This window comes from Streptomyces sp. Root431, assembly GCF_001426585.1.
In the GTDB taxonomy this organism is placed as follows: Bacteria; Actinomycetota; Actinomycetes; order Streptomycetales; family Streptomycetaceae; genus Streptomyces; species Streptomyces stackebrandtii.
The window spans coordinates 72,922-97,723 of record NZ_LMEI01000009.1; the positions used below are offsets into that span (position 1 = coordinate 72,922).

The window sequence follows — 24,802 nt, forward strand, 5'->3', positions numbered from 1 at the left end:
AGGAGAAACACTACCTCACTCCCGGGGGTGGGCTGACGCACGGGCAGTCACCGCTGCTGTGGCGAGTGCGTCTGCGCCGCAGGTGGCGGCCAGGGTGGCCGCTCGGGCGAGGTCGGCGGGGGAGCCGGTGGCGTGGGCGAGGTCGAGGCGGGCGCGGGCCTCCTCGTAGCGGGACGGGGAGGCGGCGAGGTGGCCGACGGCCCGGGTGAGGAGGTCGCGGGCCTCCGCCGGGTCCGCGAAGAGGGCGGCGCAGCGCAGGGCCTCGCCCAGGGCGGTGGGGGTGCCCAGGCGTTCGGCGTGGGCCGCGGCCTCGGCGGCGATCCCGGCCGCGCGGTCCGGGTCCACGGGGGCGAGGGCCCGGGCGAGGTCGAAGGACCAGGGGGCCCAGACGACGTGGTGGCGGGCGCGGCCGGTCAGCGCCTCTGCCGCCCCTTCGAGGGTGCGTACGGCGTCCTCGGCACGGCCTTCGGCGAGCAGCAGCCGGCCGAGGACGCTGGGGCCGTCGGGCAGCACGATCGCGCCGGGCCAGGGCGGGCCGAAGGCGTACCGGTCGGCGACGCTCCGCGCCTCGGCGGTACGGCCCCGGGCGAGGAGGGTGTCGACGAGGAGGCAGGCGGTGTCCCAGTGGACGGGAAGCCCGTCGCCGACCCGGTCGGCGAGGCGCAGCCCCTCCTCCAGGTGGTGCTGGGCGCGCGGCAGGTCACCGCGGCGCCGGTGGACGAGGCCGAGGAGGGCATGGGCGAAGGCGAGGTGGGCGCCGCTCCAGCCGGAGATCTCGAAGGCCCGGACGGCCTCGGTGAAGAGGGCCTCGGCCCGGTCGGGCCGGTCGGCGAAGACGTACGCGATGCCGGTGAGGGCCGGGATCTCGAAGCCCCAGGCCGGGTTCGTCCAGCCGAGGCCGCGGGCCGGTGCGCCGTCGACGAGGGAGCGGTCGCAGAGGCGTACGACCTCGTCGGCGGGTTCGCCGCGGAGCATCGCGTCGAAGGCCCGGACGGCGAGGAGGGCCCGCTCGGAGTTGTCGGCTCCGGTGAAGGCGGCGGTGAGCTCGGCCAGGCGGCGGGAGCGGCCGGGCCCGTCGTCCTCGGTCGCCTGGAAGCCCTCGTACATGAAGTGGGCCGCCTGGAGGCGGCGTCGGCCGGTGCCGGGCGGGGTGCGGGCCGCCTCGGCTGCGACGGCCCGCGCGGCCTCCTGGAGCTGGTTGTTGTGGGCGAGGGCCTGCGCGAGCCGGTAGGTCGCGTCGGTGCGCAGGGTGTCGTCGAGGCCGGGCAGGGCGAGCGCGGACCGCAGGTGCAGGACGGTGGCGGCGGGTGCGGTGAGCAGGGACGCGCAGCCGAGTTCGTACAGGACCCTGGCGTACGTGTCGGGCCCCGGCGGTTCGGCGAGGGCCCGTTCCAGGCAGCGGCGGGCCGCGTCGGGGGCGCCGACGGCCAGGTGCTCGACGGCGGCGGCCCGGAGGCGGCGTACGACGTCCTCGTCGTCGTCCGGGTGCACTTCGAGGAGGTGGCGGGAGGCGGCCGCCGGTCCGTGGCCGGCCTCGGCGAGCGCCCAGGCGGCGCGCCCGTGCAGGGCGGTACGGACGGCCGCCGGCACCGAGCCGTACACGGCGGTCGCGATGAGCGGGTGCGCGAACTCCAGGTGAGGGCTCGCGCCGCCGGTCCGTGGCGGCGGCGTGACGATCCTGGCCCGGCGGAGCTGCTCCGTGTTGTCGGCGAGCTCCGTCGCGTCCATGCCCGTGAGCTTCGCGAGGAGGTCCGGCGTGCTGTCCGCGCCGAGGACCGCGACGGCCCAGGCGAGCCGGGTCGGGCCGCTGCCGAGCGCTTCGAGGCGCATGACGAGGCCGCCGCCGCGGGCGCCCGCGGCGAGGTTCCGGAGGAGGCCGGCCGTGCCCGCGACGGGTTCGAGCGTGCGGTCCCGGACCTTGGCGAGCAGTTCGACCGTCTCGTACGGATTGCCTGCGGTCACCGTCCACAGCTCGCGGCAGAACGGCTCGTCCGCATGGGCTCCGAGCGCTTCGCGGGCGAGCTCGGCGGTTGCCTCGGAGGTGAGGGCGTGCAGCCCGAGCGTCAGGAGGGCTCGGTCGGCCAGTCCGGTGAGGAGGGCCGCGCCGTCGGAGTTGCCGTCACCGTCGGCGTGGCCGGAGCCGTAGCCGTCGGCATGGCCGTCACCATCGGCATGGCCGTCACCGTCGGCGTGGCTGTCGCCGTCGGCGTGGCTGTCGCCGTCGGCGTGGCTGTCGCCGTCGGCATGGCCGACGCCGTCGGCATGGCCGACGCCGTCGTTCTGGCCCGCGGTCCGGTGCCGGGATCCTCCGCCACCCGGCAGCGGGCGGTGGGCCACGACGACGAGGACCGGCAGCCGGCCGTCCTCGCGCGTCCGCGTGAAGGCGTCGAGCCAGGTCAGGGTCTCGGTGTCGGCCCAGTGCGCGTCGTCCACGAGCAGGACCGGAGGCCGGTCGCGCAGGCCGTCCGCGAGGCGGTCGAGGAGCCGGACCAGGCCGTCCCGTACGCCTTGCGGGTCGGCGGGCGCGGCCGACGGCGGGGCGAGCCCGAGCGCGGGGGCGACCAGGTCGAAGTGGTCGCCGAAGAGGTGCCGGACGCCCTCGGGGCCGTAGCCGTCCAGGGCGGGCTGGAGGAGCTGGCGGGTGAGGTGGAAGGGGACGGCGGTGAGGGTCTCGCCGCCGCGCGCGGTCAGGACGGTGCACCGGTCCCGGGCCGCGCGGTGGATCTCGGCCAGGAGCGACGTCTTGCCGACGCCCGGATCGCCCCGGAGGACGAGGACGCCGCCCCGGGCGGGACCGCCGGCCGCGGCCCCTGCGACGAGTGCGTCGACCGCGTGGAAGGCCGCGGCGAGCTCCGGGCCGCGTTCGAGCAGGACGCTCCGCTCCGGGCGGGCAGCGGCCGTGAACGCCCTTTCGGGCAGGGGTTGTTCGGCTTCCGACGGCACCGGCTACTCACTCCCCCACAAGAGCTACGGGCACGACGCGGCCCGCCTGGGCCGCGCGACCCACACGGCCCCCGCGAAACGTCGGGCCGACGAGCCTACCGCCCCTGATCCTCCCGGGGGCGACAATGGACGGGTGAACCGGACGACGAGGGATCGCGACGAGGAGGGCCGGGCGCGGAACGCGCGCCCCCGCGACGGGCTCGGCCGGCCGCTGCCGCACGGGGCGGAGGGAGTGGCCCGGCAGCCCGAGGGCGTCGTGCGCACGCCCGACGAGACCCTGCGCGAGGCGCAGCGGCTCCTGGACGCCGGGATGCCCTTCCACGCCCACGAGGTCTTCGAGGACGCCTGGAAGTCGGGGCCGGAGGCGGAACGCGACCTGTGGCAGGGGCTCGCGCAGCTCGCGGTCGGCCTGACGCACGCCGCACGCGGCAACCGGGAGGGCGGGGCGCGACTGCTGCGCCGGGGCGCCGACCGGCTCACGAGCGCGCGCGAGGGAACGCCGGACCGGAGTGCTTACGGGATCGATGTCGGCGGACTCGTCGCGTGGGCGCGGGAGTTGTCCGACCGGATCGAAGGGACCGGCACGGAGGTCGACGCGGCGGCGGAGGCGCCTCGCCTGCGCAGAACCGGCGCGTGATCCTCTCTACTCCCCTGCCCGTCGGGCGAGTTCGCGTTCGAGCACTGATGTGTGGCTGACCGAGGGGTCCTTGGCCGCCGTGAGGAGGGTGACGGTCTCCCGGGCGGCGAGGTCCCTGAGCCGTTCGAGGGCCGCCGCGGCCTCGGGGGCGGCGAGTTCGGCCTCGTACCGCCGACAGAACTCCGCGTACTCGCCCTCGGGGCCGTGGTACCAGCGGCGCAGCTCGGTGGAGGGCGTCAGGGCCTTCGGCCACTCGTCGATGCGGGCGTCCGTCTTGGCGAGTCCGCGCGGCCAGAGCCGGTCGACGAGGACACGGACGCCGTCGTCGGGCGACGGGGTCTCGTAGATCCGGCGGACACGGACGTCGGGGGTGCTCGCGCGCATGCCTCCAGGGTGCCGGACGGACCGGGTGCTCACCTCTCGGCGCGCAGCGCCGGAAGGAGGACGGCGTCCACGAAGCCGCGCATGGTCGAGGTCTCGGCGAAGCGCTCCTCGAAGATCCGCTCGATGCGGAGCATGCCCATGAAGCAGGGGGCGACGAAGGCGATCGCGGGGTTGTCGGCGGCGACCTCGCCCCGCTCGACGGCGCGCGCCACGACCGCGTCGATGGCCGCGACCTCGGGGGCGATGACGGTCTCGCGGAGGGCGGCGCGCAGGTCGGGGTGCTGGACGTAGGCCTGGGCGACGGCCTCCATGAGCTCGGCGTCGCGCTCGCGGTGGGATGCGGCGACGCGGGCGGCCTCGCGCAGGTCGCCGGCGAGGGTGCCGGTGTCGATGCCGGTGAAGACGGTGCAGCGGCGCTGGGCCAGGGCGGCGGTGACGAGCTGCGGCTTCGTGCCCCACTGGCGGTAGAGGGTGGCCTTGCCGCACTTGGTGCGGGCCGCGACGCCCTCCATGGTCACCGAGTCGTAGCCGCCCTCTCTGAGGAGGCAGATCACCGCGTCGTACAGCTCCGTCTCACGCTCCGGCGTGATCTTGCTGCGACGGGCGGCGGCGGTCGCGGCCTGTGTGGACATCGAATCCTCCCGGACACCTCTGTCTCTGCACATACGAGAGTAGGGGGTGCACAATCGAGACGCAAACGTATCGAGACGCTTGCGTCTCGATCGAATCGGATCTAGGCTCACTCCGTTTGCTGCCGGTTTGACGGATTAGAGGGGCCGCGCGATGGCTGCCGGGATACGCGGGACACGAGGACGACGTCCTCCAGGACCGGGGACGACGGCTACCCCCGGCCCCGGTGAGCCCGAAGGCCGCGAGGAAGCCGAAGACCCGGCCGGAGGTCGGGACGACAGCCGGGCCGGAGGTCGGAACGACGGCCGGGACGACGGCCGGGCCGGGGGTCGCGAGAAGGTCGCGAGACCGCCGCTCCTGCGCGAGTTCGTGCTCGTCACCGCGCTCTTCCTCGTCTACAAGTTCGGTCGGCTCGTCGCCAACGGCCACGAGGCCCGCGCCTTCCGCAACGCCGACCTCGTCTGGGACGCCGAGCGCGCACTCCACCTCCCGGGCGAGGGAACGATCCAGCAGCTGCTGATGCACGGCGAACCCCTCATCCGGGCCGCCAACACCTACTACGCGGCCGTGCACTTCCCGGCCACCATCGCCTTCCTCTGCTGGCTGTACTGGCGCCGCCCCGCCCACTACGTGTGGTCGCGCCGCGTCCTCGCGCTCGTCACCGGCGCCGCGCTCGCGCTGCACCTCCTGATGCCGCTCGCTCCGCCGCGGATGCTCGCCGCCACCGGCCTCGTCGACACGGCACGGGTCTACGGCCCGTCCGTGTACGGCGCCACTCCCGAAGCGGACTCGATGGCGAACCAGTTCGCCGCGATGCCGTCCCTGCACTTCGGCTGGGCCCTGATGGTCGCGATCGGCCTGATCGCCGCGACCCGCTCCCGCTGGCGCGTGCTGTGGCTGCTGCACCCGCTGCTCACCCTGCTCGTGATCGTCGGCACCGCCAACCACTACTGGTTCGACGCGCTGGCCGCCGCCGCGCTCCTCGGCCTCGCGCTGCTCGCCGTCCGGGCCCCGGACCGCAGCGGTACGGCGCCGCCGACCCCGCCGACCGTGCCCCACCAGCGCCGGACGAGCACCCTCCCGGCCGGAGCCCTGCGATGAGCCCCGTCGCCGGCACCGTCCTCGCGGTGCTCCTCTCCCTCGTCTCCGCCGCCGGGTACGCGCTCGCCGCCGTGGCCCAGGCGCGGCTTGCCGCCTCCTCGGCCCCGGCCGGACGCGGAGCGCTCCGCGCGCTCCTGGCCCGCGGGCAGTGGTGGTGGGCGGTCGGTCTGAACGCCGCCGGAGCCCTCGCGCATGTGGCGGCCCTGCACTACGGGCCGCTGACCCTGGTCCAGCCGCTCGGCGCCCTGACGCTCGTGGCGGCGCTGCCGCTCGGCGCGTACTGCGCGCGCCGGCGCGTGACCCGGACCGAGTGGCGCGGAGCGCTGCTGACCCTGGGCGGGCTCGTCGGCCTGGTCGCGATGACCGGTCCCGCCGCGCCCGGCGAGGCCCTCAGCCTGCGCGAGGCCCTGATCGTCGCCGCGGCGACGGCGCTCCTGATCGCCGCACTGGCCTCGGGCCGACTGTCGCACGGACGCGGCACCGAGGGCGGCGGCAAGAGCGGCAAGGGCGGTCGCGGGCTCGGGCACGCGACGGCATCGGGCATCGCGTCCGGCGTCGGCTCCGCCCTGACGCAGACCCTGACGGCCGCGCTCGCGCTCGAACTTCCGGGCAAGGAACCCGTCTGGTGGCAGACCGCGGTGCTCGCGATCCTCATCTCGGGCTTCGCCGTGGGCGGGCTCCTGCTCTCGCAGGCCGCCTACCGGGGCGGGCTCGCGGCGCCGCTGGCCGTCGTCAACCTGTCCAACCCGGCGGCCGCCGCGATCATCGGCGTGGCCCTGCTCGGTGAGACGTTCCGGGCGGGCGCGTGGGGCTGGCCGATCGCGGCCGCCGCGTCGCTGGTCGCGGCGCGGGGCGTGGTGCTCCTGACGAAGGGCGGCGCGCCGGCTCCCGAGGCGGCCCCGGTCCCGTCGACCGTCGTGGCGGAGTCCCGGCCGGTGTCGCCGCCCCGGCCGGCCACCGACCTCACCGCGTTCCCCGTCCCGGCGCCCCTCTCTGCACCCCTTCCCCTCCCGCTCTCCGTCCCGGAGGTGGAGCCGGCTCGCGCGTCGGTCCGCGGCTGACCCTTTCGTCACATTGACGTAAACGCCGGAAACCCCCTATCGTCAGCATGACGACAAGGGGGTTTCCATGGCTGACATCACCCGGCGGTCCGGCTGGCGCCATCTGCGCTCCGCGCCCACCGCCCACATCCGCCACCAGCGCCGCGGACAGCTCGTCCACGACGGCGAAGGGCTGAGCTTCTGGTTCCGGCCGCGTACCGCCGCCCTCTCCGAGGTTCCCGTGAACGACCGGGAGCTGGCGATGGCGTTCCACGCCCGCACGGCCGACTTCCAGGACGTGAGCGTGCAGTCCACCGTCACGTACCGGATCGGCGACCCGGCGGCCGCGGCCACCCGGCTCGACTTCTCGATCGACCCCGACACCGGCGCCTGGCGCGGTACGCCGCTGGAGCAGATCGCCACCCTCCTCACCGAGACCGCCCAGCAGCACGCCCTCGACGTCCTCGCCCGCACCACCCTCGCGGCGGCGCTCGTCGACGGGGTGGCGGCGGTGCGCGACCGGATCTCGGACGGCCTCGCGGCCGAACCGCGCCTGCCGGACACCGGTATCGAACTGGTCGCGGTCCGGGTGGTGGCGATCCGGCCCGAACCGGAGGTCGAGCGCGCCCTGCGCACCCCCGCCCGCGAGCAGATCCAGCAGGAGGCGGACCGCGCCACCTACGAACGCCGGGCCGTGGCGGTCGAACGCGAACGCGCCATCGCCGAGAACGAGCTCGCCAGCAAGATCGAGCTGGCCCGCCAGGAGGAGCGGCTCGTCGAGCAGCGCGGCACCAACGCGCGCCGCGAGGCCGAGGAGAGCGCCGCCGCCGACGCCGTACGCGCCGAGGCCGAGGCCGTACGGAAGGTCAGGCTCGCCCGGGCCGAGGCCGAGGCGGCGCGCGTGGTCGGCGAGGCGCGCGCGGGCGCGCAGTCGGCGTGGCTGCGGGCGCACGGGGAGGCCGAGCCGGCGACGCTGCACGCCCTGGCCGTGACCCGGGCCGCCGAGAACCTGCCCCGCATCGAGCACCTCACGCTCTCCCCCGACGTGCTGACCGGGCTCCTCGCGAAGCTGGGCGGCGAGGGCGGGGCCCGGTCGTGAGCCTCGCGCCGCGCGCGGTCCTCGTGCACCGGACCACGGAGTACGAGGAGCTGCTCGCCCGGCACGGGACCCACGGCCAGGCCGCCTTCTTCCTCTCCGCGCGCGGCCGTTCGATCGAGGCCGTGCGGGAGCGGCACGAGCGCGTCCGGCAGGCGCTCGCCGAGGTGGCGGGCGCGGTCCCGCTGTCCTGGCGGCAGACCCGGGTGGAGCGCGCCGACCTGGACCGGTTCCTCTTCGGACCCGAGGACGTGGTCGTCGTGGTCGGCCAGGACGGGCTCGTCGCCAACGCGGCGAAGTACCTGACGGGGCAGCCGGTGGTCGGGATCGACGCCGACCCCGGGCGCAACGCGGGCGTCCTGGTCAGGCACCGCGCGGCGCAGGCGCGGCGGCTGCTGCCGTACGCGGCGGGGGACGGGGCGGCGGTCGACGAGCTGACGATGGTGGAGGCGGTCACCGACGACGCGCAGCGGCTCCTCGCGCTGAACGAGATCTACGTCGGCCCGCCCGGCCACCAGACCGCGCGATACACGCTGGGGCTCGACGGCGGGGACGTCCCGCCGGAGTCCGAGCCGCAGGCCTCGTCGGGTGTCCTCGTCGGCACCGGCACGGGGGCCACGGGGTGGCTGCGGTCCCTCTGGGAGCAGCGTTCCAGCGCGCTCGTCCTGCCCGCGCCGGCGGACGCCCGGCTCGCCTGGTTCGTCCGCGAGGCCTGGCCGTCGCCGACGACCGGCACCACCCGCGTCGAGGGCCTCCTCGGCGCGGGCCACGGCCTGCGGCTCACCGTCGAGTCGGACCGGCTGGTGGCCTTCGGCGACGGTGTCGAATCGGACGCCCTGCACCTGACGTGGGGCCAGACGATCCGCCTCGCGGCGGCGGAGGCCCGCCTCCGGCTGGTGGGGTGACGGGGCCGGTCGGGTGCTGGTGGCCGCGCCGCCGAGCGGGGGCGCGGGATGCCCCTCCCCGGGCCTCATGACACAGCGGGGATGGGTGGGGACACGCGGCCGGAATCGATCGGCGCGGGATGGAGGAGTCGGACGACGGCACTATGCTCGGCGCGCTCCGCCCGACGCCCGACCGCTCCACCGCTCCACCGCCCGCCCGGCTCCGGCTGTTGAAGGAACCCCATGGCACCCGCCTCCTCCGGTTCGCTGTCCGTCGCCCCCGCCACGCCCGGGGACTGGGCGCTCGTGTCCTCCTGGGCCGCCGAGGAGGGGTGGAATCCCGGACTCTCCGACGTCCCCGCCTTCTTCGCGCAGGATCCGGGCGGCTTCTTCCTCGGGCGCGTCGACGGGGAGCCCGTCTCCGCCATCTCGGTCGTCAACTACAGCGAGACGTACGCCTTCCTCGGCTTCTACCTCGTCCGCCCCGAGTTCCGCGGGCTCGGCCACGGCCTGGCCACCTGGCGGGCGGCGCTCGCCCACGCCGGTGACCGGTCCGTCGGGCTCGACGGGGTGCCGGCGCAGCAGGACAACTACCGGCGCTCCGGCTTCACCACGGCGTACCGCACGGCGCGCTTCGTGGGCGAGGTCCCGGCGCCCGACCGCCCGGTGGCCGGAGTGGTGCCCGGCGCGGTGCTCGACCCGGCCGCCATCGGCGCGTACGACAACGCCTGTCACCATGCTGACCGGCCGCGTTTCCTCGTCAGGTGGATCACCACGCCCGGCCACCGTGTGCTGGTCCGGGTCGTCGACGGTCGTCCGGCCGGGTACGGGGTCGTCCGCCCCGCACAGGACGCGGCGCGCGTCGGGCCGCTGTTCGCCGACACCCCGGCGGACGCGGGTGTCCTGCTCGACGCGCTCGCCGCCGAGGCGCGGGACTTCGGCGCGACCCGGATCGCCGTCGACATGCCGGAGTCGAATCCGGCGGCGGCACGACTGGCGCTCGAGCGGGGACTTGAGCCGACGTTCGAGACGGCCCGGATGTACACGGGGCCGGTCCGGCCGGTGGCGCGGGAGCGGGTCTTCGGCGTCACGACGCTCGAACTCGGCTGACGCCTCCGGGACTCGCGGACAACCGGACTCGCGGACTCCCAACCCGGACCCACGCCCCCAGGAATCCCGGACTCGCGGCCCGGATTCCCGGACTCCCGTCCCTGGACCGGGTGTGGAGGCGGAGTGGAGAAGGCGTGGAGGCGCCGGGATCCGCCGGTGGCTCCGTACCGCCCCGGCACCCACCCCCGCACCCATCCCCACCAGCCGAAACGGCTCCCCACCCGGCACCCTCCCAGGTCGATCCCCCGCTCCCCTCGCGGGACCCCCGCCGCCCGGTGAGGGGTGACAAGGGTTTTCCCCGTATCGGGTTCACTCTCCCGTTCCCTACTGTCCTCCGCACCGGCAGATATCATCCCCCGAGCTGCATCTGACAGGTGCATGCGGAGGGTGGTGACCGCCGGGGACGGCCTTGACCCGGGCCGTCGCGCCGGTGGCGGCGCACGGGCTCCCCAAGCCCAGGGACCGACGGACAGCGACCCCACTTCGCGCCGTGTGTCCCGCGCCGCCGCCACTGCTCCGCAGTTACGTCGTACTCGAAAGGGCCACACCTTGAACGGTTCCAGGCGGAGAGTCATATCCGTGGTCGCGAGCGCCGCGATCCTCGGCGCCGCTGCCACCACCGGGGCGTTCGCCGCCGCCCCGGGCGCTGCCACCCCGAAGCCGGCTCCGGCTTCGCAGACGATGCGGGCGCTCCCCAGCGCCCCCGTCGAGAAGGTCATCGTCACCTACAAGAGCCAGGCCGCCGAGGCCGGTTCCAACACCGCCGCGAAGAGCGACACGGCCGAGAAGGCCGCGAAGACGGGCGAGACGCTCTCCTTCGAGCGCCGCCTCGCCGGCGGTGGCGCCCTGGTCGACCTGGGCGACAGCGCCACCAAGCAGGACCTGACGGAGGTCATGGACGCGTTCCGCGCCGACCCGTCCGTCGCCTCGGTCGAGCCCGACATCCGCGCCTACGCGATGGCGGCCGCGCCGAACGACACCGACTACGCCAAGCAGTGGGACCTCTTCGAGCCCACCGGTGGCATGAACGTTCCTGCGGCCTGGGACAAGACCACGGGCTCCGGCGTCACCGTCGCCGTCATCGACACCGGCTACGCCGCCCACTCGGACCTGGCGACCAACGTCGTCTCGGGTTACGACTTCATCTCCACGTCCGCCGACGCCCGCGACGGCAACGGCCGTGACGCGGACCCGAAGGACGAGGGCGACTGGAACGCCACCGACGGCGAGTGCGGCACCGGCTCCAAGGCGTCCAACTCCTCCTGGCACGGCACCCACGTGGCCGGCACCATCGGCGCCGTCACGAACAACACCAAGGGCATCGCGGGCATCGCGTACAACGCGAAGATCCAGCCCGTGCGCGTGCTCGGCAAGTGCGGCGGCTCGTCCTCGGACATCGCCGACGCCATCACCTGGGCCTCCGGCGGCACCGTGCCGGGCATCCCGGTCAACGCCAACCCGGCCAAGGTCATCAACATGAGCCTGGGCGGCGCCAGCGCCTCCTGCCCGAGCGTCTACCAGACCGCCATCAACGGCGCCGTCTCGCGCGGCACCACCGTCGTCGTCGCCGCGGGCAACAGCAACGCCAACGCCTCCGGATTCACTCCCGCGAACTGCGCCAACGTCATCAACGTGGCGTCGACCAGCCGCGAGGGCAACCGGTCGTACTACTCCAACTTCGGCACCATCGTCGACGTGTCCGCGCCCGGTGGCGAGACCCGCCGCGCCACCGACACGCCCGGCACCGTCACCACCCCCGAGAACGGCATCTACTCCACGCTGAACTCGGGCACGACGACCCAGTCGGCCGAGAACTACAAGCCCTACCAGGGCACCTCGATGGCCGCGCCGCACATCGCCGGCCTCGCCGCGCTGCTCAAGTCGGCCAAGAGCACCCTCACCCCGGCCGAGATCGAGTCCGCGATCAAGGCCAACGCCCGCCCGCTGCCCGGCACCTGCACCGGCGGCTGCGGCACCGGCATCGCGGACTCCGCGAAGACGGTCGACGCGGTCACCACCACCCCGCCGGTCGGCACCGTCTTCACCAACGCGACCGACGTCACGATCTCCGACAACGCCACCGTGTCGTCCTCGATCGCCGTCACCGGCCGCACCGGCAACGCCCCCGCCGCCCTCAAGGTCGGCGTGGACATCAAGCACACCTGGCGCGGGGACCTGGTCGTCGACCTGGTCGCCCCGGACGGCACCGTGCGCAACCTGAAGGCGTCCTCCTCCTCGGACAGCGCCGACAACGTCGTGGCGACCTACACGGTCGACGCGTCGAGCGAGGTCGCGAACGGCACCTGGAAGCTTCAGGTCCGCGATGTGGCCTCGGGTGACACCGGCTACATCGACTCGTGGAACCTCACCTTCTGATGTACCGCTGAACCCCTTCTGAACCACCCCCCACATCAGCATCATTGCTGGTCAGCGACGCGCTCGTGGTCTACACCACGGGCGCGTTCTGGCGTGTTCGGACCGGAGCCGCCGGGGCGGTCCCGTCCGTATGCCGGACAAGGGGCCTGGACTCCACGTGTGGGCTCCGTATTCTCTGCCCACGGGGCTCATGGGCCGAGGGCCCGAGCGCCGGAGGTGGTGGACAGTGACGACAGCACCGCAGCGCCCCCTGCGCCCCGCCGGCATGGGGGGACCGCCGGCACCGGTCGGCCGGGAGGAACTCCTCGCCCGGCTCGAACGCGTCCTGCACGCGCGGGGCCGCGCCCTGCTCACCGGACCCGCGGGCGTCGGTAAGACCGAGCTCGCACTCGCCGAGGCCGCCCGCGCCGAGGCGCGCGGCGAGACGGTCCTATGGCTCGCGACCCTGCCGTCCGACCGCGAGATACCCGGAGCCTCGGCCGCCGCGCTCGTCGCCTCCGTGGCGGCGACCGTGACCTGGCCGGGACTCGGGACGCCCGTGCCCGAGCCGTCCGCCGTGGACCCGCACACCGGCGGACCGTCGTCCACGGGGCCGTCGTCCACGGCCGGAGCGTCGTCCACGGGGATGCTGCCCGCCGCCCGGGCGTCGTCCGAGGGGCCGTCGTCCACGGCCGGGACGGCACCCTCCTGGCTCGCGTCCACCGCACCCGGGCCGTCATCCGCCTCGGGGCCGTCCTCCGGCCTCAGCGGCGCCTCCGGCCCTTCGCCCGCCGCACAGTTCGCCCCCGGTGTACTCGCCTCCGGGGTCTTCGACGAACTGCCCGGCCCCCAGCGCATCGCCGTCGCCATGCTCTGCCGCGAGGCGCCGATCGCGGCCGGCGGCTGGGACCCCATCGCGCTGCGCCTCGGCATCGCCCGGATCCTGCGCGCCCTCGCCTCCCGCGGCCCCGTCCTGCTCGTCGTCGACGGGGTGCAGCACATCGACGCGGACAGCGCGGACCTGCTGCGCTTCGCGCTCCACCTCGCGCCGCCCGCGCTGCGGGTCGTGGCCGTCGAGACACCGGAACCGTACGCCGAGGCCAAGGAGCCGTACGGCGAGAGCCACCGGGCGGCCTTCCGCCCCGAGGACCCGCACGCCACGCACCTCTGGGTGCCGTCGGAGGCGGACGTCCTGCTCGTCCCCCCGCTGCACGCCGACGAGATCGCCGAACTCCTCATCCACCACCGGCTGCCCTCCCGGATGGCCGGCCGCATCCACCGGGCCAGCGGCGGCAACCCCCGGCTGGCGCTCGCCGTGGGGCGTTCGCTCGCCGACGCCCGCACCCCGGTGCACCACGCGGAGGCGCTGACGCTCTCCGGGCGCGCCCGCGACCTCGCCCGCCAGCTCCTGGGTGCCGCACCCCTCCCCGTGCGCGAGACGCTGCTGCTCGCCGCGCTGGCGCTGCGCCCCTCGGCGACCCTGGTGCGCCGGGCCGGGCGGCCCACGGCGGAGGCGGACCTGGCGGCGGCGGAGCGGGCCGACCTGGTGTCGCTCGCCGAGGACGGCTCGGTGACGTTCACCGCCGGACTGCTGCCCTCGACGCTGGTGCACGACGCCTGCTGGGCGGAGCGGAGCGCCGGGCACGCTGCGCTCGCCGAGGTCGTCGACGACCCGGTGGAGGCGGTACGCCACCGGGCGCTCGCCACCGAGCGGCCCGACGAGGAGCTCGCCGCCGAGGTCGCGGCCGCCGCCGACCTGGCCCGGGGACGCGGGAACAACGCGCTCGCCGCCGAACTGGCTCTGCTCGCCGCCGAGTCGACACCCGGCACGCACGGGTCACGGCGGATCGCCCGGCTCGTCGACGCCGCCGAGGAGGCCGCCCGCGCGGCCCGCGCCGACCTCGCCATCCGGGCCGCCACCGACCTCCTCGCCCGGGACGCGGCGCCGGCCGACCGGGTCAGGGCTCGGCTCGCCGTCCTCGACACGGCCGGCCAGGGCCTTACCGGGCTCGACGAGATGTACGTGCACGCCATGGAGGACTCCGAGGGGGACACCGCGCTGCGGGCCGCCGTCCAGCTCCGACTGGCCATCAAGTACGTGCTCGCGGACGGCGATCCGGAGCGCTCGCGGACGGCGGCGGTCGAATCGGCCGCGCTGGCCTCCTCGATGGGCGATCCGCGTACGGCGGCGCAGGCACTGACCGTACGGGCGCGGATGGAGCGGGCGCTCGGGTCGCCCGACGCCGAAGCCGTACTCGCCCAGGCGCGCGGCCTGGAGATGGCCGAGCGTCCGCTCGGAATCCGTAACGCCGCACAGATCCTGACGATCCGTCATGCGCTGTTCGACGACCGTCTGACCGACGCCAGGGACGGGCTGAACGCGCTCCTGCCCCTGGTCCAGCGGCGCGGCTCGGTGGAGGACACAATCGAGCTGTTCTCCACACTCGCCGCGATCGAGTCCCGCATGGGTGCCTGCGCCGCCGCGCTCACCCACGCGGGGCAGTCCCTCGCCCTCACCCTGGAGGCGGGCCTCTCCCCCGGCCCCGCCTGGTACACGCTCGCGCTCGCGGAGACCGCGGGCGGCAGCTTCGCGCGGGCCGCGAGCTACGCCCGCCGCAGCGTCCAGGCCTCGGAGGAGGAGGGCGACCGGGTCTTCCTGTCCCGCAGCCGGTACGCGCTCGGCCGGGTCCAGCTCGTCAACGGGGACGTGGCCGCCGCCCTGGAGACGCTGCGGCGCGTCCAGGCCGACGAGCGGGCCCAGTCGACCGTGGATCCGTCGATGCTGCGCTGGCACGAGGAGCTGGCCGAGGCGCTGCTCGCCAACGACGCCGGCGACGAGGCGCTCGCGCTCCTCGCGGAGGTGCGGCCGGTCGCGGAGCGGCTCGGACGCGACACCGTTCTCCTCGGCTGCGACCGGGTGCACGCCCTCTGCCTGGCGGCGGAGGGGCAAACGGACGCGGCGGCCGAGCTGCTCACGGGCACGGCCGACCGTTTCGGTCGCGCCGGGCTGCCGCTGGAGCGGGGCCGGGCGCTGATCGCGCTTGCCCGGGTGGAGCGGCGCAGGCGGCGCAGGTCGGCGGCGCAGAGCGCCCTGCACGAGGCGGCCTCGGTGTTCGAGCGGGCCGGAGCGGCGCCCTGGCTCGCCCTGGCCGGGGAGACCCCGGCGGGCGCGGTGGGCGAGAGTCCCGGTGGCGGCTCGGGCGGTGAGGAGTCGCTGCCCGCGCTCTCCTCGCTCACGGAGGCGGAGCTGCGGCTCGCCCGGCTGGTGGGCCAGGGGGCCAGCAACCAGGAGGCGGCGGCGAAGCTGTATCTGAGCGTGAAGACGGTCGAGGCGCGGCTGACCAGGATCTACCAGAAGCTCGACGTCCGCTCGCGCGCCCAGCTGGCGACGGCTCTCCGGCCGTGAGGCTCAGACGGTGAAGGGCCGCTGGTTCACGAAGTCCGGTCCCGGCGAGCCGGTCAGGTAGAGGTTCGGGCTCTGGGTCGGCGGCAGCCGGTGCTGGATGGCGCGGTGGAAGTCCCGGTAGCCGCCCTGGAAGGCGCCCGCGTCCCACACCTGGAGCAGGGCCTCGGTGAAGGCTCCGTTGACGTCTCCGTCGGCGGCGGTCTGGTTGTCCTGGCAGGCGGAGACGAGCAGGGCGTCGGGGTCCGTCCCGTCGGCGGTCGCGTCCTCGGCGAGCGAGCGCCGCAGCTCGGTCAGGAAGCTCCGGTCTCGTTCGTACAGCTGCCGCTGCTGCGGTTCGGGCAGGTAGCGGCCCCGGTCGTCGTCCGCACCGCCGGGGATCTCGATGCTGCTGCCGCTGTGGCAGCAGTCGAGGAGGGAGACGATCCGTACGTCGTCGGCGAAGGCGCGGAAGGCCTGCTGCACCTCGTCGTCGAGGAACTGGCGGTCGTAGAGGACCAGGGTCTCGTCGAGGCGGTCCGGTTCGTCGTCCGGTCCGGTCTCGTCGGGGATCTGTCCGCCGTGGCCCGAGTAGGTGAAGAGGAGGATGTCGCCGGGGCCGAGCCGGGTGGCGGCCTTGCCGAGGACGTCCGTGACGTTGGCGACGGTGCCGTCCGGGGTGAGCAGGACGGTGGTCTCGAAGCCCGCGGTGCGGGCGATCAGCTCCATGTCGCGGGCGTCGTTCTCGCAGGCGATCAGGGTGCCGGCCCAGCCCTCGTACCGGGCGGGGTCGACCTCGTTGAGTCCGACGTGCAGGGAGAGTCCGGTGGCCATGGGGTGCCTCCTCGTACGGAGGGGAGGGGATGCCGGGGCGGTGCCGGGGGCGGCTGATCGAGTGGCCTGCGGTCCGGCGCCGAGCGCGACCCTCTCCACGCGGTACTTACATCGTATGAACCCTTCCGATCCCTCGCCCGCCTCCGCGGCGCCCGGCCCCTCCTCCGGGCGCGGCCGCGACGCGCTCGCCGACCGCCAGGGCTACGACGAGGCCTTCCTCGGCCCCGTCGTACCGCTTCCGCTCCCGGCCCGCGAGGCGGTGGCGACCGTGATCCTGCCGTACACGCACTTCACGGTCGTCTTCCGGCCGGACCGGCGGCTCGCCGCCTCGACCGCGGTGTGCATCGCGGGGCGGGAGCTCCTGGAGGACGTACCCCGGGACGACGTCTGGGAGTTCGACCCGCGGCTGCCCGAGGAGCAGCAGGCCGGTGAGGAGATCTACCGGAACAACAGTCTCGACCGGGGTCATCTCGTCCGCCGGCTCGACCCGGTCTGGGGGTCGGCGGCCGTGGCGGCCCAGGCCAATACCGACACCTTCCACTTCACCAACGCGGCGCCGCAGGCGGACGTCTTCAACCAGGGCAAGCAGCTCTGGCAGGGGCTGGAGAACCACCTTCTCGACCACGCCGCCGAGTTCGACCGGAAGCTGACCGTCCTCACGGGCCCCGTGCTCCACGACTCCGACCCGCCGTACCGGGGGATCCAGATGCCGATGCGCTTCTGGAAGGTGGCGGCGTTCCTCCAGGACGGGGCGCTCGCCGCCGCCGCGTACGTCCTCGACCAGAGCCCCGACCTGAGCCGGGACGCCGAGCGGGCGCTCGCGGGGGCGACGACGGGCGCGCCGCCGCCGCTCGGCCCTTTCCGTACGTATCAGGTGCCCGTCTCGGACGTCGCGGAGATCACCGAGCTGGAGTTCGGACCGCTGCCGGACGTGGATGTGCTACCGCCGGCGCGCGGACCGGAGGAGCGCTGGCGGCGCCTCGAGTCGTACGGGGACATCGTGCTGCACCCCTGACGTCGGCTCCTCGTCGCCGCGACGCCGCCGCCGCGACCAGCGATTGCGACCGGTACGGGCCGGTGAAACGATGAGGAGGACCAGCCAGTTCGCCGGACAGGTGTCGCATGCCGCTCACCGAGACGGAGTGGGGGCTCGTCGCCAGTTGGGTACGGGCCCATCTCCTGGACACACCCGAACCACGCGAGAGCCTGCTGCGCGCGGGGCTGCCCGCCGATCTCGTCCAGGACCTGCCGCTCACCCCGGACCCCGACCGCAACGCCCTGCTGGTCGTCGAGGCCGCCCGCCGGGACATCGCCCACCAGCGCCGGCTGCTCGCGGTCCTCGCCGGGCTCGACGCGCTGGCCGCGATCGACGATCCGCACGCCTTCGAGCAGGGCGCGGAGGCCCGGAACCTCCTCACCCGGCTCCGGGACGACGAGCGGCTCGACCGCTCCCCGCAGGACCCCTTCCGCAGCCGGCTCCTCAAGCACGGCACGGAGGCGTTCCTCGACCGGTCCGAGCTGCGGGAGAAGCTCCGGGGCTTCCTGGCCGACCCGGAGCAGACCGTGCTCGTCGTCGACGGCCCGCCGGACAGCGGCCGCTCCTACACGTACGAGCTCATCCGCCACCTCGGCCAGCACTGCGGCTTCCGGCCGGTACGGGTCACCCTGTCCCGCACGTCGACCGCGGCGCGGCTCATGGAGCGGCTCGCCGCCTTCGTCGCGGGACCCGGCGACGCCGACGACGTGGCGTTGAACCCGACACGGTTGAACGATCCACTGCCCTGCTTCGAGGACGCCGCCCACCGGATCGTGGGGCGGGCGACCGCCGCCGAGGACAGCTTCTGGATCGTCCTCGACGACTGCGACCGGCTCGACCCCAACTCGGACGTGTGGGACTGCATCGGCGTCCTCGCCCGTGCGGTGTACGAGCACACCCCGGTACGGAAGGAGACCGTGCCCCGTCTGGTCCTTCTCGGCTACTCGACGGCGATGCGCCAACTCCCGTACGAGATCCGCAAGAACGAATGCCGCGACACCACGCGACTGCTGGACGAGGACGATCTCCGTTCCTTCTTCCGGGAGTTCTTCGGCGAGGTCACCGCCGGGACGCGGGACTCCCACGGGCCCATCGACACCGACGACGAGGCCGTGCGCGACCTCACCGAGACGGCCGTATCCGAGGTCATGCGCGCCGCCGACCGTCCCGGCGCGGAGGACAGTTACATGCGCCGGCTGTGCACGGCGGTGGAGGACGTCGTACGGCTCCACCGCGCGTTCCCGCCGCTGCCTCCCCCGCCGGGGGACGCCGGCCACCTGCTGCGCGACGCCCTGCGCACGAGCCTCGCCGCACCCGCCCCCGCCCTGCCCGACCTGCGCAGGTCCTACCGCGAAGCGGCCTGTCTCCTCCAGGAGTTCGACCCCGCGCTGCTGCGGCTTCCCGGCGAGGAACAGTCCACCGGGCGGGCGGTCCTCGAACTCGTCGACGACTGCACAGCCCTGCCCTCCCCCGAGGCCACGGTCTGGACCCTGAAGCCGGAGATCCGCGAGGCGGCCCTCGCCGGCCTCACGGGCCCCGACGCCGCGCTGCGCGTCCTGCGGGCCAACATCGGCCTGCGCCCCGAGGGCCCCGGCCCCGAACGCACCGCCCTCGCGCTGCTCTTCGGCGCGGACCCCCTCGACCCCACGCTACCCCGTGACGGCATCGACCCCCGGCACGGCGGGGCGGACGCCGACGAGCTCTGCGACACCCTCCAGGCCGTGCTCTGGCTCGGCCGGGTCCCCGGCGTCACCGGACTGCCCGCCGTCGACGACGTCCAGCAACGACTGGAGGAGGCCCGGCTGCTCCAGCCGATGCACCGCCTGCTCCAGGGGACCTTCCACGGCCGCACCGCCGAACTCGACTCCCTGCATGCCTATCTCGCGCTTCCCGAGGAGCCGGCGGAGCCCCCCGTCCTCATCCACGGCGTGGGCGGCATCGGCAAGAGCATGCTGCTGGCCCGCTTCCTCGTCGACGCGCTGACCACGGCCCCCACCCGCATCCCCTTCGCCTACCTCGACTTCGAGCGCCCGACGCTCTCCATCCACGAACCGGCCACCGTCATCGCGGAGATGGCGCGCCAGCTCGGCATCCAGCTTCCCGGATACCGCGCCGCCTTCGACGCCCTCGCCGACGAGTGCGAGCGGACGGCCGCGGTCCAGCGCGGCGAACGCAACGAACTCGAGGAGATCTACCAGCTCTCCACGACACGGGCCACGATCGGCCGCGACTACTCGGCGGACTTCCACGCCCGGGCCAGCGCCCGCGAGCAGGAGCTCGCCCGCCGGATCGCGGCCCTCGTCGCCGAGGCCGTCCGGCCCCCGCCGGGCGAGCAGGCCCCGCCCCTCCTGATCGTCATGGACTCCTTCGAGGAGGCCCAGTACCGGGGTTCGCCGGTGATCGCCCGCATGTGGGCGATCTGGACGGCGCTGCGCGCCGCGTACTCGCGCCTGCGCTTCGTCGTCGCCGGGCGCGCGCCGGTCGACCATCCCGGGCGCGTCCTCACCCCCCGGACGATGGAGCTCACCGAACTGGACCAGCAGGCCTCCGTCGCCCTCCTGATGTCGTCGGGGGTGGGCGACGAGACGGTCGCCGAGAGCCTCGTGGACCGGATCGGCGGCCACCCGCTGAGCCTCAAGCTGGCCGCCCGCACGGCGGTCGCGCTGGGCGGCGACTCCGCCTCTCTCGGCGAGCTGCTGCGCGGACTTCCTTACCGGCGGCGCTACTTCGACCGCCAGATCGACCAGATGCTCATCCAGGGCACGCTGTACGACCGGATCCTCAAGCACATCGTGGAGGACGACGTCCGGGCCCTGGTCCAGGCGGGCCTCGCGCTCCGCTTCATCACCCCCGACCTCGTGATGCACGTGCTGGCCGGTCCTGCGGGGCTCCGGGTCGACACCCCGGCGGAGGCCCGCCGGCTCTACGGGCTGCTCACCTCCCGGGTCGACCTGATGGAGTCGGCGGGACCGGAGGCCATCCGGCACCGGACCGACCTGCGGGCCATCATGCTCCGCCTGTCGGACAGCGCGCGCACCGACCTGATGCGGGCCGTCGACCGGAGCGCCGTCGCGTACTACGCGGCCCGCGAAGGGACGAGGAACCGCGCCGAGGAGATCTACCACCGGCTCCGGCTCGGCGAGAACCCCCGTACGGTGGAGGCGCGTTGGGAGCGTGGCGTCACCGCCTACCTGGGAGGCACGACCCACCGCGAGATGCCGGACCGGTCGGCCGCCTTCCTCCTCGGCCTCATCGGCGGCCACGTCCCCGACCAGATCATGACCGGGGCCGACCAGGAGGACTGGGAGCGGATCGCCGCGCGCGAGGTCGAGGACCTGCTCACCCAGGGCTACGTGGAGGCCGCGGCGCAGCGGCTGTCCGAGCGGCGGCCGTGGACGCCGTGCAGCAGGCTCCACGCGCTGCTCGCGGAGGCCCTCGCCCGCTCGGGGCGGATCGAGGAGGCCCGCGAGGGCGCCGAGCGGGCCGTCGACAGGGCGGCGGGCGCGGGCTGCGGGGAGATCCAGCTCGAACTGCTCCAGCTGTCCGCGCGGCTCGCGCAGGACGCGGGCGACTTCGCCGACGCGGACCGCGACCTCCAGGAGGCCGAGGAGATCGCCGCCGGTCTCGGCCTGCGGTACGAGTCCCTGGGCGTCCTGGTCGCCCGGTCCCGGCTCGCGGCCCTGGCCGACGGAGACGCCGCTCCGGCGGAGGCGCGGCTCGCCCGGACGCTGCGGGGGATGCCCGACGCGGAGCTGGCCCGACAGCCGTCCCTGGCCCGTACGGCGGCCGCGACGGCCTGCCGGGCGGATCCCCAGCTCCTGGAGCACACGCTGCGGCTCGTGGGGCTCCCGGCGGACGAGGACGCGGTCGTGGGCGAGCTCGCCCACTGGATCGACACGACGATGACCGACGAGCCCCGGCTGCACGAGCCGCTGGCCCGCATCCTGGACACGGCGGCCGGCGACGCCCCGAGTACGGATACGAGTACGGGTACGGGTTCGGGCGCGCTCCGCATGGGCCGCGAGCGGATCGAGCTGGCCCTGCGGGAGGCGCGGCGGCGCGGCACGCTGGACAGCGTCGCCCGGCAGGCGCTCACGCTCCGCGACGGCAGCGGGGACCTGCTCCTCGGGGTCGCCTCGGCCATGGACGCGGGCCCCAACCCGTACGACCCGGTCCCGTACGGCCCGGCCCACCCGCCCCCACCCGACCCCGCGGTCCCCGCGGTCCCCGGCCCACCCCCTGACCCCCTCCCTCCCGGCCACTCCCTCCCCGACTCCGCGACGGGCTCGTGGGCGACTCCCCGCATGGCCGCGCGCCTCCGGCGCGGGAGCGTCGGCCTGTGGACGCAGCCGCCGCCCGACGCCGCCGGGGCCGCGCTCCGCAAGGAGCCCTTCCTGCCCCAGGAGGAGCTCGTCCGGGTCCGCAACGCCGCGATGGAGGCGGGCCTCGCCGACCGCGTGCTGCGCCCCGCCCTCCTCAAGGGCATCCCGGCGCACTTCACCGCCACCCTCCAGCCGCTGAGCGACCCCCTGCACCAGGCCCACGCCGACCTGAACGCGATGAACCAGGTCGAGCGCCTCATCGACGGTCTGGTCCCGCTGGAGATCTGGCTGCACAACGCGATCGAGCAGACCCACGAGCAGGGCCCGCGCGCCGTCCTGCAGGGCGCGCTCGACACCGTGGCCCGCGAGATCACCGGGGAGGCGGTCCTCCCGGCCGACATGATGCCCGGGGAGTTCAAGGAGGAGATCGTCCTCCAGGACGACACCGTGCCGTACGAGTTCCTCCAGGGCGGCATCCGGGCCGGCGCGTCCGTCGCCCTGCTGAGGATCCCGCCGTACGAGTCGGGGACGCCGCTCCTCCCGTCGTACCCGCACGGCGGCACGGGCTGGATGGTCGCACCCGGGCTGCTGATCACCAACCACCATGTGGTGATGGCCCGTTCGTGGGAGTCGGGCATCCGGCCGTTCGTGAGCGACGAGGACCTGCGGCTCCAGGCGCTGATGTCCCGCTCCCGCTTCGATTTCGTCGAGAACGCGACGGCCTCGCCCGAGGTGACCGCCGGTGAACTCGCCGCCTGGGACGAGGCGCTCGACTACGCCATCGTGCGGCTCGCCGCCGAGCAGGCGCCGCGGCCGACGCTCAGGGTCGCCACCCGGCCGCTGCTCGTCCGGGAGCGCCAGCGCGTACCGGTCAACATCATCCAGCACCCGGGCGGTCTGCCGAAGCGGGTCGCCCTGCGCAACAACCTGGTCTACCGGGCGGACGAGCGGGACATCCTGTACTTCACCGACACGCGCGGCGGCTCCTCCGGCTCCCCCGTCTGCCTCGACGACTGGACGGTGGTGGGACTGCACCGGGGCACGCAGAAGGTGGACGAGGTCGAATTCCAGGGCGGGAAGACGAAGTTCGTGAACGTCGGCACCCAGATGAGCAGCATCATGGCCCATCTGCGGGAGTCCCGGCCGGAGTTGTACGACGAGATCGTGGCCGGCCAGTCGGGGCGGCCCGCCCCGGTGGCCGGTCGCACGGGCAGCCGAGGTGAGTGACCATGCCGAACGGAGCACGCGGCGGGTCGCCGGTCGCGACCGGCGCCGAGCAGATCTTCGGGGACCTGCGGGCGATCGCCGCCCGGGTCCGGGCCGATCTGGAGGCGGAGATCGCCGAGTCGTCGCTCGAACTGCCCGCCGACGTGGCGCCCGCGGCCGAGATCTCGCGCTTCGCCCGCGACGAGCGGGCGCGTGTCCTGGAGGCCGGGGTCAGCGGCCTGGAGAAGCTGGCGGCCCACCGCGAGGACGAGATCGACGAGGCCGAGTCCTTCGGCGTGGAGGCGATCGTCCTCCTCCAGGGCCGTCCGGCGATCCTGGTCCAGCGCCAGGACTTCGCGCCGCAGCGGGACGAGTGGGCGGTGCTCGACGGGCAACGTGCCGCGATCCGGGAGTCCTTGTCCCGGGTAGGACGGGTCGAGGTCACCGGCCATCCCAGTCTCGACTGGATCGGCACGGCCTTCCTCGTCGGCCCGCGCACGGTGATGACGAACCGTCATGTGGCGGCGGAGTTCAGCCGTTTCGAGGCGGACCGCGACCGCTGGACGTTCGAGTTCGGCATGTCGGCGAGGGTGGATCCGGCGGAGGAGCTGCCCGTGGAAGGCGACCCCGTCGCGGCCGCATCCTCCACCCCGTACGAGATCACGGAGATCATCGGCATCCACCCGGACGTCGACATGGCCCTGTTGCGGATCGAACCCTCGGCGTCCGACGGTCTCCCCACCCCGCTCGCGGTCGCCGCGGACGCCCCGGCGAGCGTGCCGGGCCGCCCGGTGTACGTGGTCGGCTACCCGGCCTGGGACGGACGGCGCAACGAACCGGAGTCGATGCGCCGGATCTTCATGGACGTGTACAACGTGAAGCGCCTCCAGCCGGGCGCGGCCACCGAGTTCACCCCGGGCAGTCTGGTGATGAAGCACGACTGCTCGACGCTGGGCGGCAACAGCGGCTCCCCCGTCCTCGACCTGGCCGACCACCGCGTCCTGGGCCTGCACTTCGGCGGCCGCTACCGCAGCGGGAACCTCGCGGTCCCGCTGTGGGAGCTGGTCGACGACCCCCTGCTCGCCCGGGCGGAGGTCAACTGGGTCTAGAGGTCCAGCGAGATGAACGGGCCACGGGTGGTGCTCCCGTCCGGCAGCAGCCATTCGGCCGTGACCTGGGCGCGCCCGGGGTCGCCGTCGCCTTCCGCGGCCCGCAGCACGCGCCGTACGCGAAGGGTCAGTTCCTCGGGCGCACCGGCCGCCCGCACGACCACGGCGGTGTGGTCGGACCGCTCGGTGACCCGTACGAGCTCGGCGTCGGCCGCACCGGACGCGCTCTCGCCCTCGACGGGGGAGACGGAGACCGTCGGATCGGGCGTGTCGTTCACGGACTGGTCCTGAGCCACCGCGCGCCCGTGCAGCAGGGCGTACAACTGCCCGACGAGAACCGGGTCGTGGGCGCCGTCGTAGATCCAGCGCGTGCCGAGGACGCCGTGCTCGGAGGTGCCGATGAGGGCGTGCTCGGCGCCCTCCAGCGGTGCCCCGCGGTAGGTCATGGGCACCAGGTAGGCCGTCTCCGGACCGTCGGTCACGACCATGAACTCGATCCCCACCTCGCCGGCCGGGTCGTCGAGGCGGAACCCTCCGGCCTTGGCCGGGCTCGGCCCCTCCTCCCGGGCGGTGTACCAGTCACGGGTGGGCAACCACGTGGCGAGGAGCTCCAGTTTGGTGGGCTGCATCGTGGTGCGGTGGATGACGGCCATCGTGCGTCTCTTCCTCTCGACCGGGCGGGTGAAACTCACAGGTCACGGAACCTAACAGACGGTTCCCGGGTCGCCGTGCG

The 24,802-nt window shown here is 74.5% G+C and carries 16 protein-coding genes; 11 read left to right on the plus strand and 5 right to left on the minus strand.

Features of this window, described 5'->3' with window-relative positions; translation table 11 throughout:
- Positions 1 to 15: 15 nt before the first annotated feature.
- Positions 16 to 2,943 (minus strand): AAA family ATPase, encoded by a 2,928-nt coding sequence (locus ASC82_RS30370; RefSeq protein WP_079039253.1) that lies wholly within the window; start codon positions 2,941 to 2,943, stop codon positions 16 to 18.
- 133 nt (positions 2,944 to 3,076) lie between these two features.
- Here ASC82_RS30370 and ASC82_RS13840 point away from each other — a divergent pair, with 133 nt between their 5' ends.
- On the plus strand, positions 3,077 to 3,580 hold the full coding sequence (locus ASC82_RS13840; RefSeq protein ID WP_056646771.1) for a DUF309 domain-containing protein: 504 nt from the start codon (positions 3,077 to 3,079) through the stop codon (positions 3,578 to 3,580).
- Between the two features lie 6 nt (positions 3,581 to 3,586).
- Here ASC82_RS13840 and ASC82_RS13845 read toward each other — a convergent pair whose 3' ends face one another.
- Complete coding sequence (locus ASC82_RS13845; protein WP_056646776.1) at positions 3,587 to 3,964, minus strand: DUF488 family protein; 378 nt, start codon at positions 3,962 to 3,964, stop codon at positions 3,587 to 3,589.
- Positions 3,965 to 3,993: 29 nt separating this feature from the next.
- Positions 3,994 to 4,596, minus strand: coding sequence for a TetR/AcrR family transcriptional regulator (locus tag ASC82_RS13850; RefSeq protein ID WP_056646779.1), 603 nt, complete (start codon positions 4,594 to 4,596; stop codon positions 3,994 to 3,996).
- A 151-nt stretch (positions 4,597 to 4,747) separates the two neighbouring features.
- Between ASC82_RS13850 and ASC82_RS13855 the strand changes: the two genes are divergently transcribed.
- The 7 genes from ASC82_RS13855 (at position 4,748) to ASC82_RS13885 (ending at position 15,586) form a co-directional block, all read left to right on the plus strand.
- Complete coding sequence (locus ASC82_RS13855) at positions 4,748 to 5,695, plus strand: phosphatase PAP2 family protein (RefSeq protein WP_056646783.1); 948 nt, start codon at positions 4,748 to 4,750, stop codon at positions 5,693 to 5,695.
- Positions 5,692 to 6,756, plus strand: a complete 1,065-nt coding sequence (locus tag ASC82_RS13860; RefSeq protein WP_056646786.1) for a DMT family transporter — start codon at positions 5,692 to 5,694, stop codon at positions 6,754 to 6,756. The genes ASC82_RS13855 and ASC82_RS13860 overlap by 4 nt, the downstream gene beginning before the upstream one ends.
- Before the next feature lie 67 nt (positions 6,757 to 6,823).
- Positions 6,824 to 7,834 carry an SPFH domain-containing protein gene (locus ASC82_RS13865; protein WP_024761185.1) on the plus strand — a complete coding sequence of 337 codons (1,011 nt, stop codon included), beginning with the start codon at positions 6,824 to 6,826 and terminating at the stop codon, positions 7,832 to 7,834.
- Positions 7,831 to 8,736 (plus strand): hypothetical protein, encoded by a 906-nt coding sequence (locus ASC82_RS13870; RefSeq protein WP_056646789.1) that lies wholly within the window; start codon positions 7,831 to 7,833, stop codon positions 8,734 to 8,736. The genes ASC82_RS13865 and ASC82_RS13870 overlap by 4 nt, the downstream gene beginning before the upstream one ends.
- 222 nt (positions 8,737 to 8,958) lie before the next feature.
- Positions 8,959 to 9,825 carry a GNAT family N-acetyltransferase gene (locus ASC82_RS13875; RefSeq protein ID WP_056646790.1) on the plus strand — a complete coding sequence of 289 codons (867 nt, stop codon included), beginning with the start codon at positions 8,959 to 8,961 and terminating at the stop codon, positions 9,823 to 9,825.
- Positions 9,826 to 10,506: 681 nt separating this feature from the next.
- Positions 10,507 to 12,201 (plus strand): S8 family serine peptidase, encoded by a 1,695-nt coding sequence (locus ASC82_RS13880; RefSeq protein ID WP_056648516.1) that lies wholly within the window; start codon positions 10,507 to 10,509, stop codon positions 12,199 to 12,201.
- Positions 12,202 to 12,466: 265 nt separating this feature from the next.
- Positions 12,467 to 15,586: a LuxR family transcriptional regulator gene (locus ASC82_RS13885; protein WP_079039254.1), complete on the plus strand. Its 3,120-nt coding sequence runs from the start codon at positions 12,467 to 12,469 to the stop codon at positions 15,584 to 15,586.
- Positions 15,587 to 15,589: 3 nt separating this feature from the next.
- On the opposite strand, the gene ASC82_RS13890 is transcribed toward ASC82_RS13885, so the two are convergent.
- The gene (locus ASC82_RS13890; RefSeq protein WP_056646794.1) at positions 15,590 to 16,396 is read right to left on the minus strand and encodes a caspase family protein; all 807 of its coding nucleotides are present in this window, start codon (positions 16,394 to 16,396) and stop codon (positions 15,590 to 15,592) included.
- A 115-nt stretch (positions 16,397 to 16,511) separates the two neighbouring features.
- On the opposite strand from ASC82_RS13890, the gene ASC82_RS13895 reads away from it, so the two are divergent.
- From ASC82_RS13895 to ASC82_RS13905, 3 genes are all read left to right on the plus strand, one after another.
- Positions 16,512 to 17,411 (plus strand): DNA/RNA non-specific endonuclease, encoded by a 900-nt coding sequence (locus ASC82_RS13895; RefSeq protein ID WP_056646796.1) that lies wholly within the window; start codon positions 16,512 to 16,514, stop codon positions 17,409 to 17,411.
- A gap of 107 nt (positions 17,412 to 17,518) precedes the next feature.
- Positions 17,519 to 22,981 (plus strand): trypsin-like peptidase domain-containing protein, encoded by a 5,463-nt coding sequence (locus ASC82_RS13900; RefSeq protein WP_056646798.1) that lies wholly within the window; start codon positions 17,519 to 17,521, stop codon positions 22,979 to 22,981.
- A 2-nt stretch (positions 22,982 to 22,983) separates the two neighbouring features.
- Positions 22,984 to 24,069 (plus strand): serine protease, encoded by a 1,086-nt coding sequence (locus ASC82_RS13905; protein WP_056646801.1) that lies wholly within the window; start codon positions 22,984 to 22,986, stop codon positions 24,067 to 24,069.
- Here ASC82_RS13905 and ASC82_RS13910 read toward each other — a convergent pair.
- Positions 24,066 to 24,722 carry a hypothetical protein gene (locus tag ASC82_RS13910; RefSeq protein ID WP_056646805.1) on the minus strand — a complete coding sequence of 219 codons (657 nt, stop codon included), beginning with the start codon at positions 24,720 to 24,722 and terminating at the stop codon, positions 24,066 to 24,068. The two genes, ASC82_RS13905 and ASC82_RS13910, sit on opposite strands and share 4 nt — an antisense overlap.
- Positions 24,723 to 24,802: the final 80 nt, after the last annotated feature.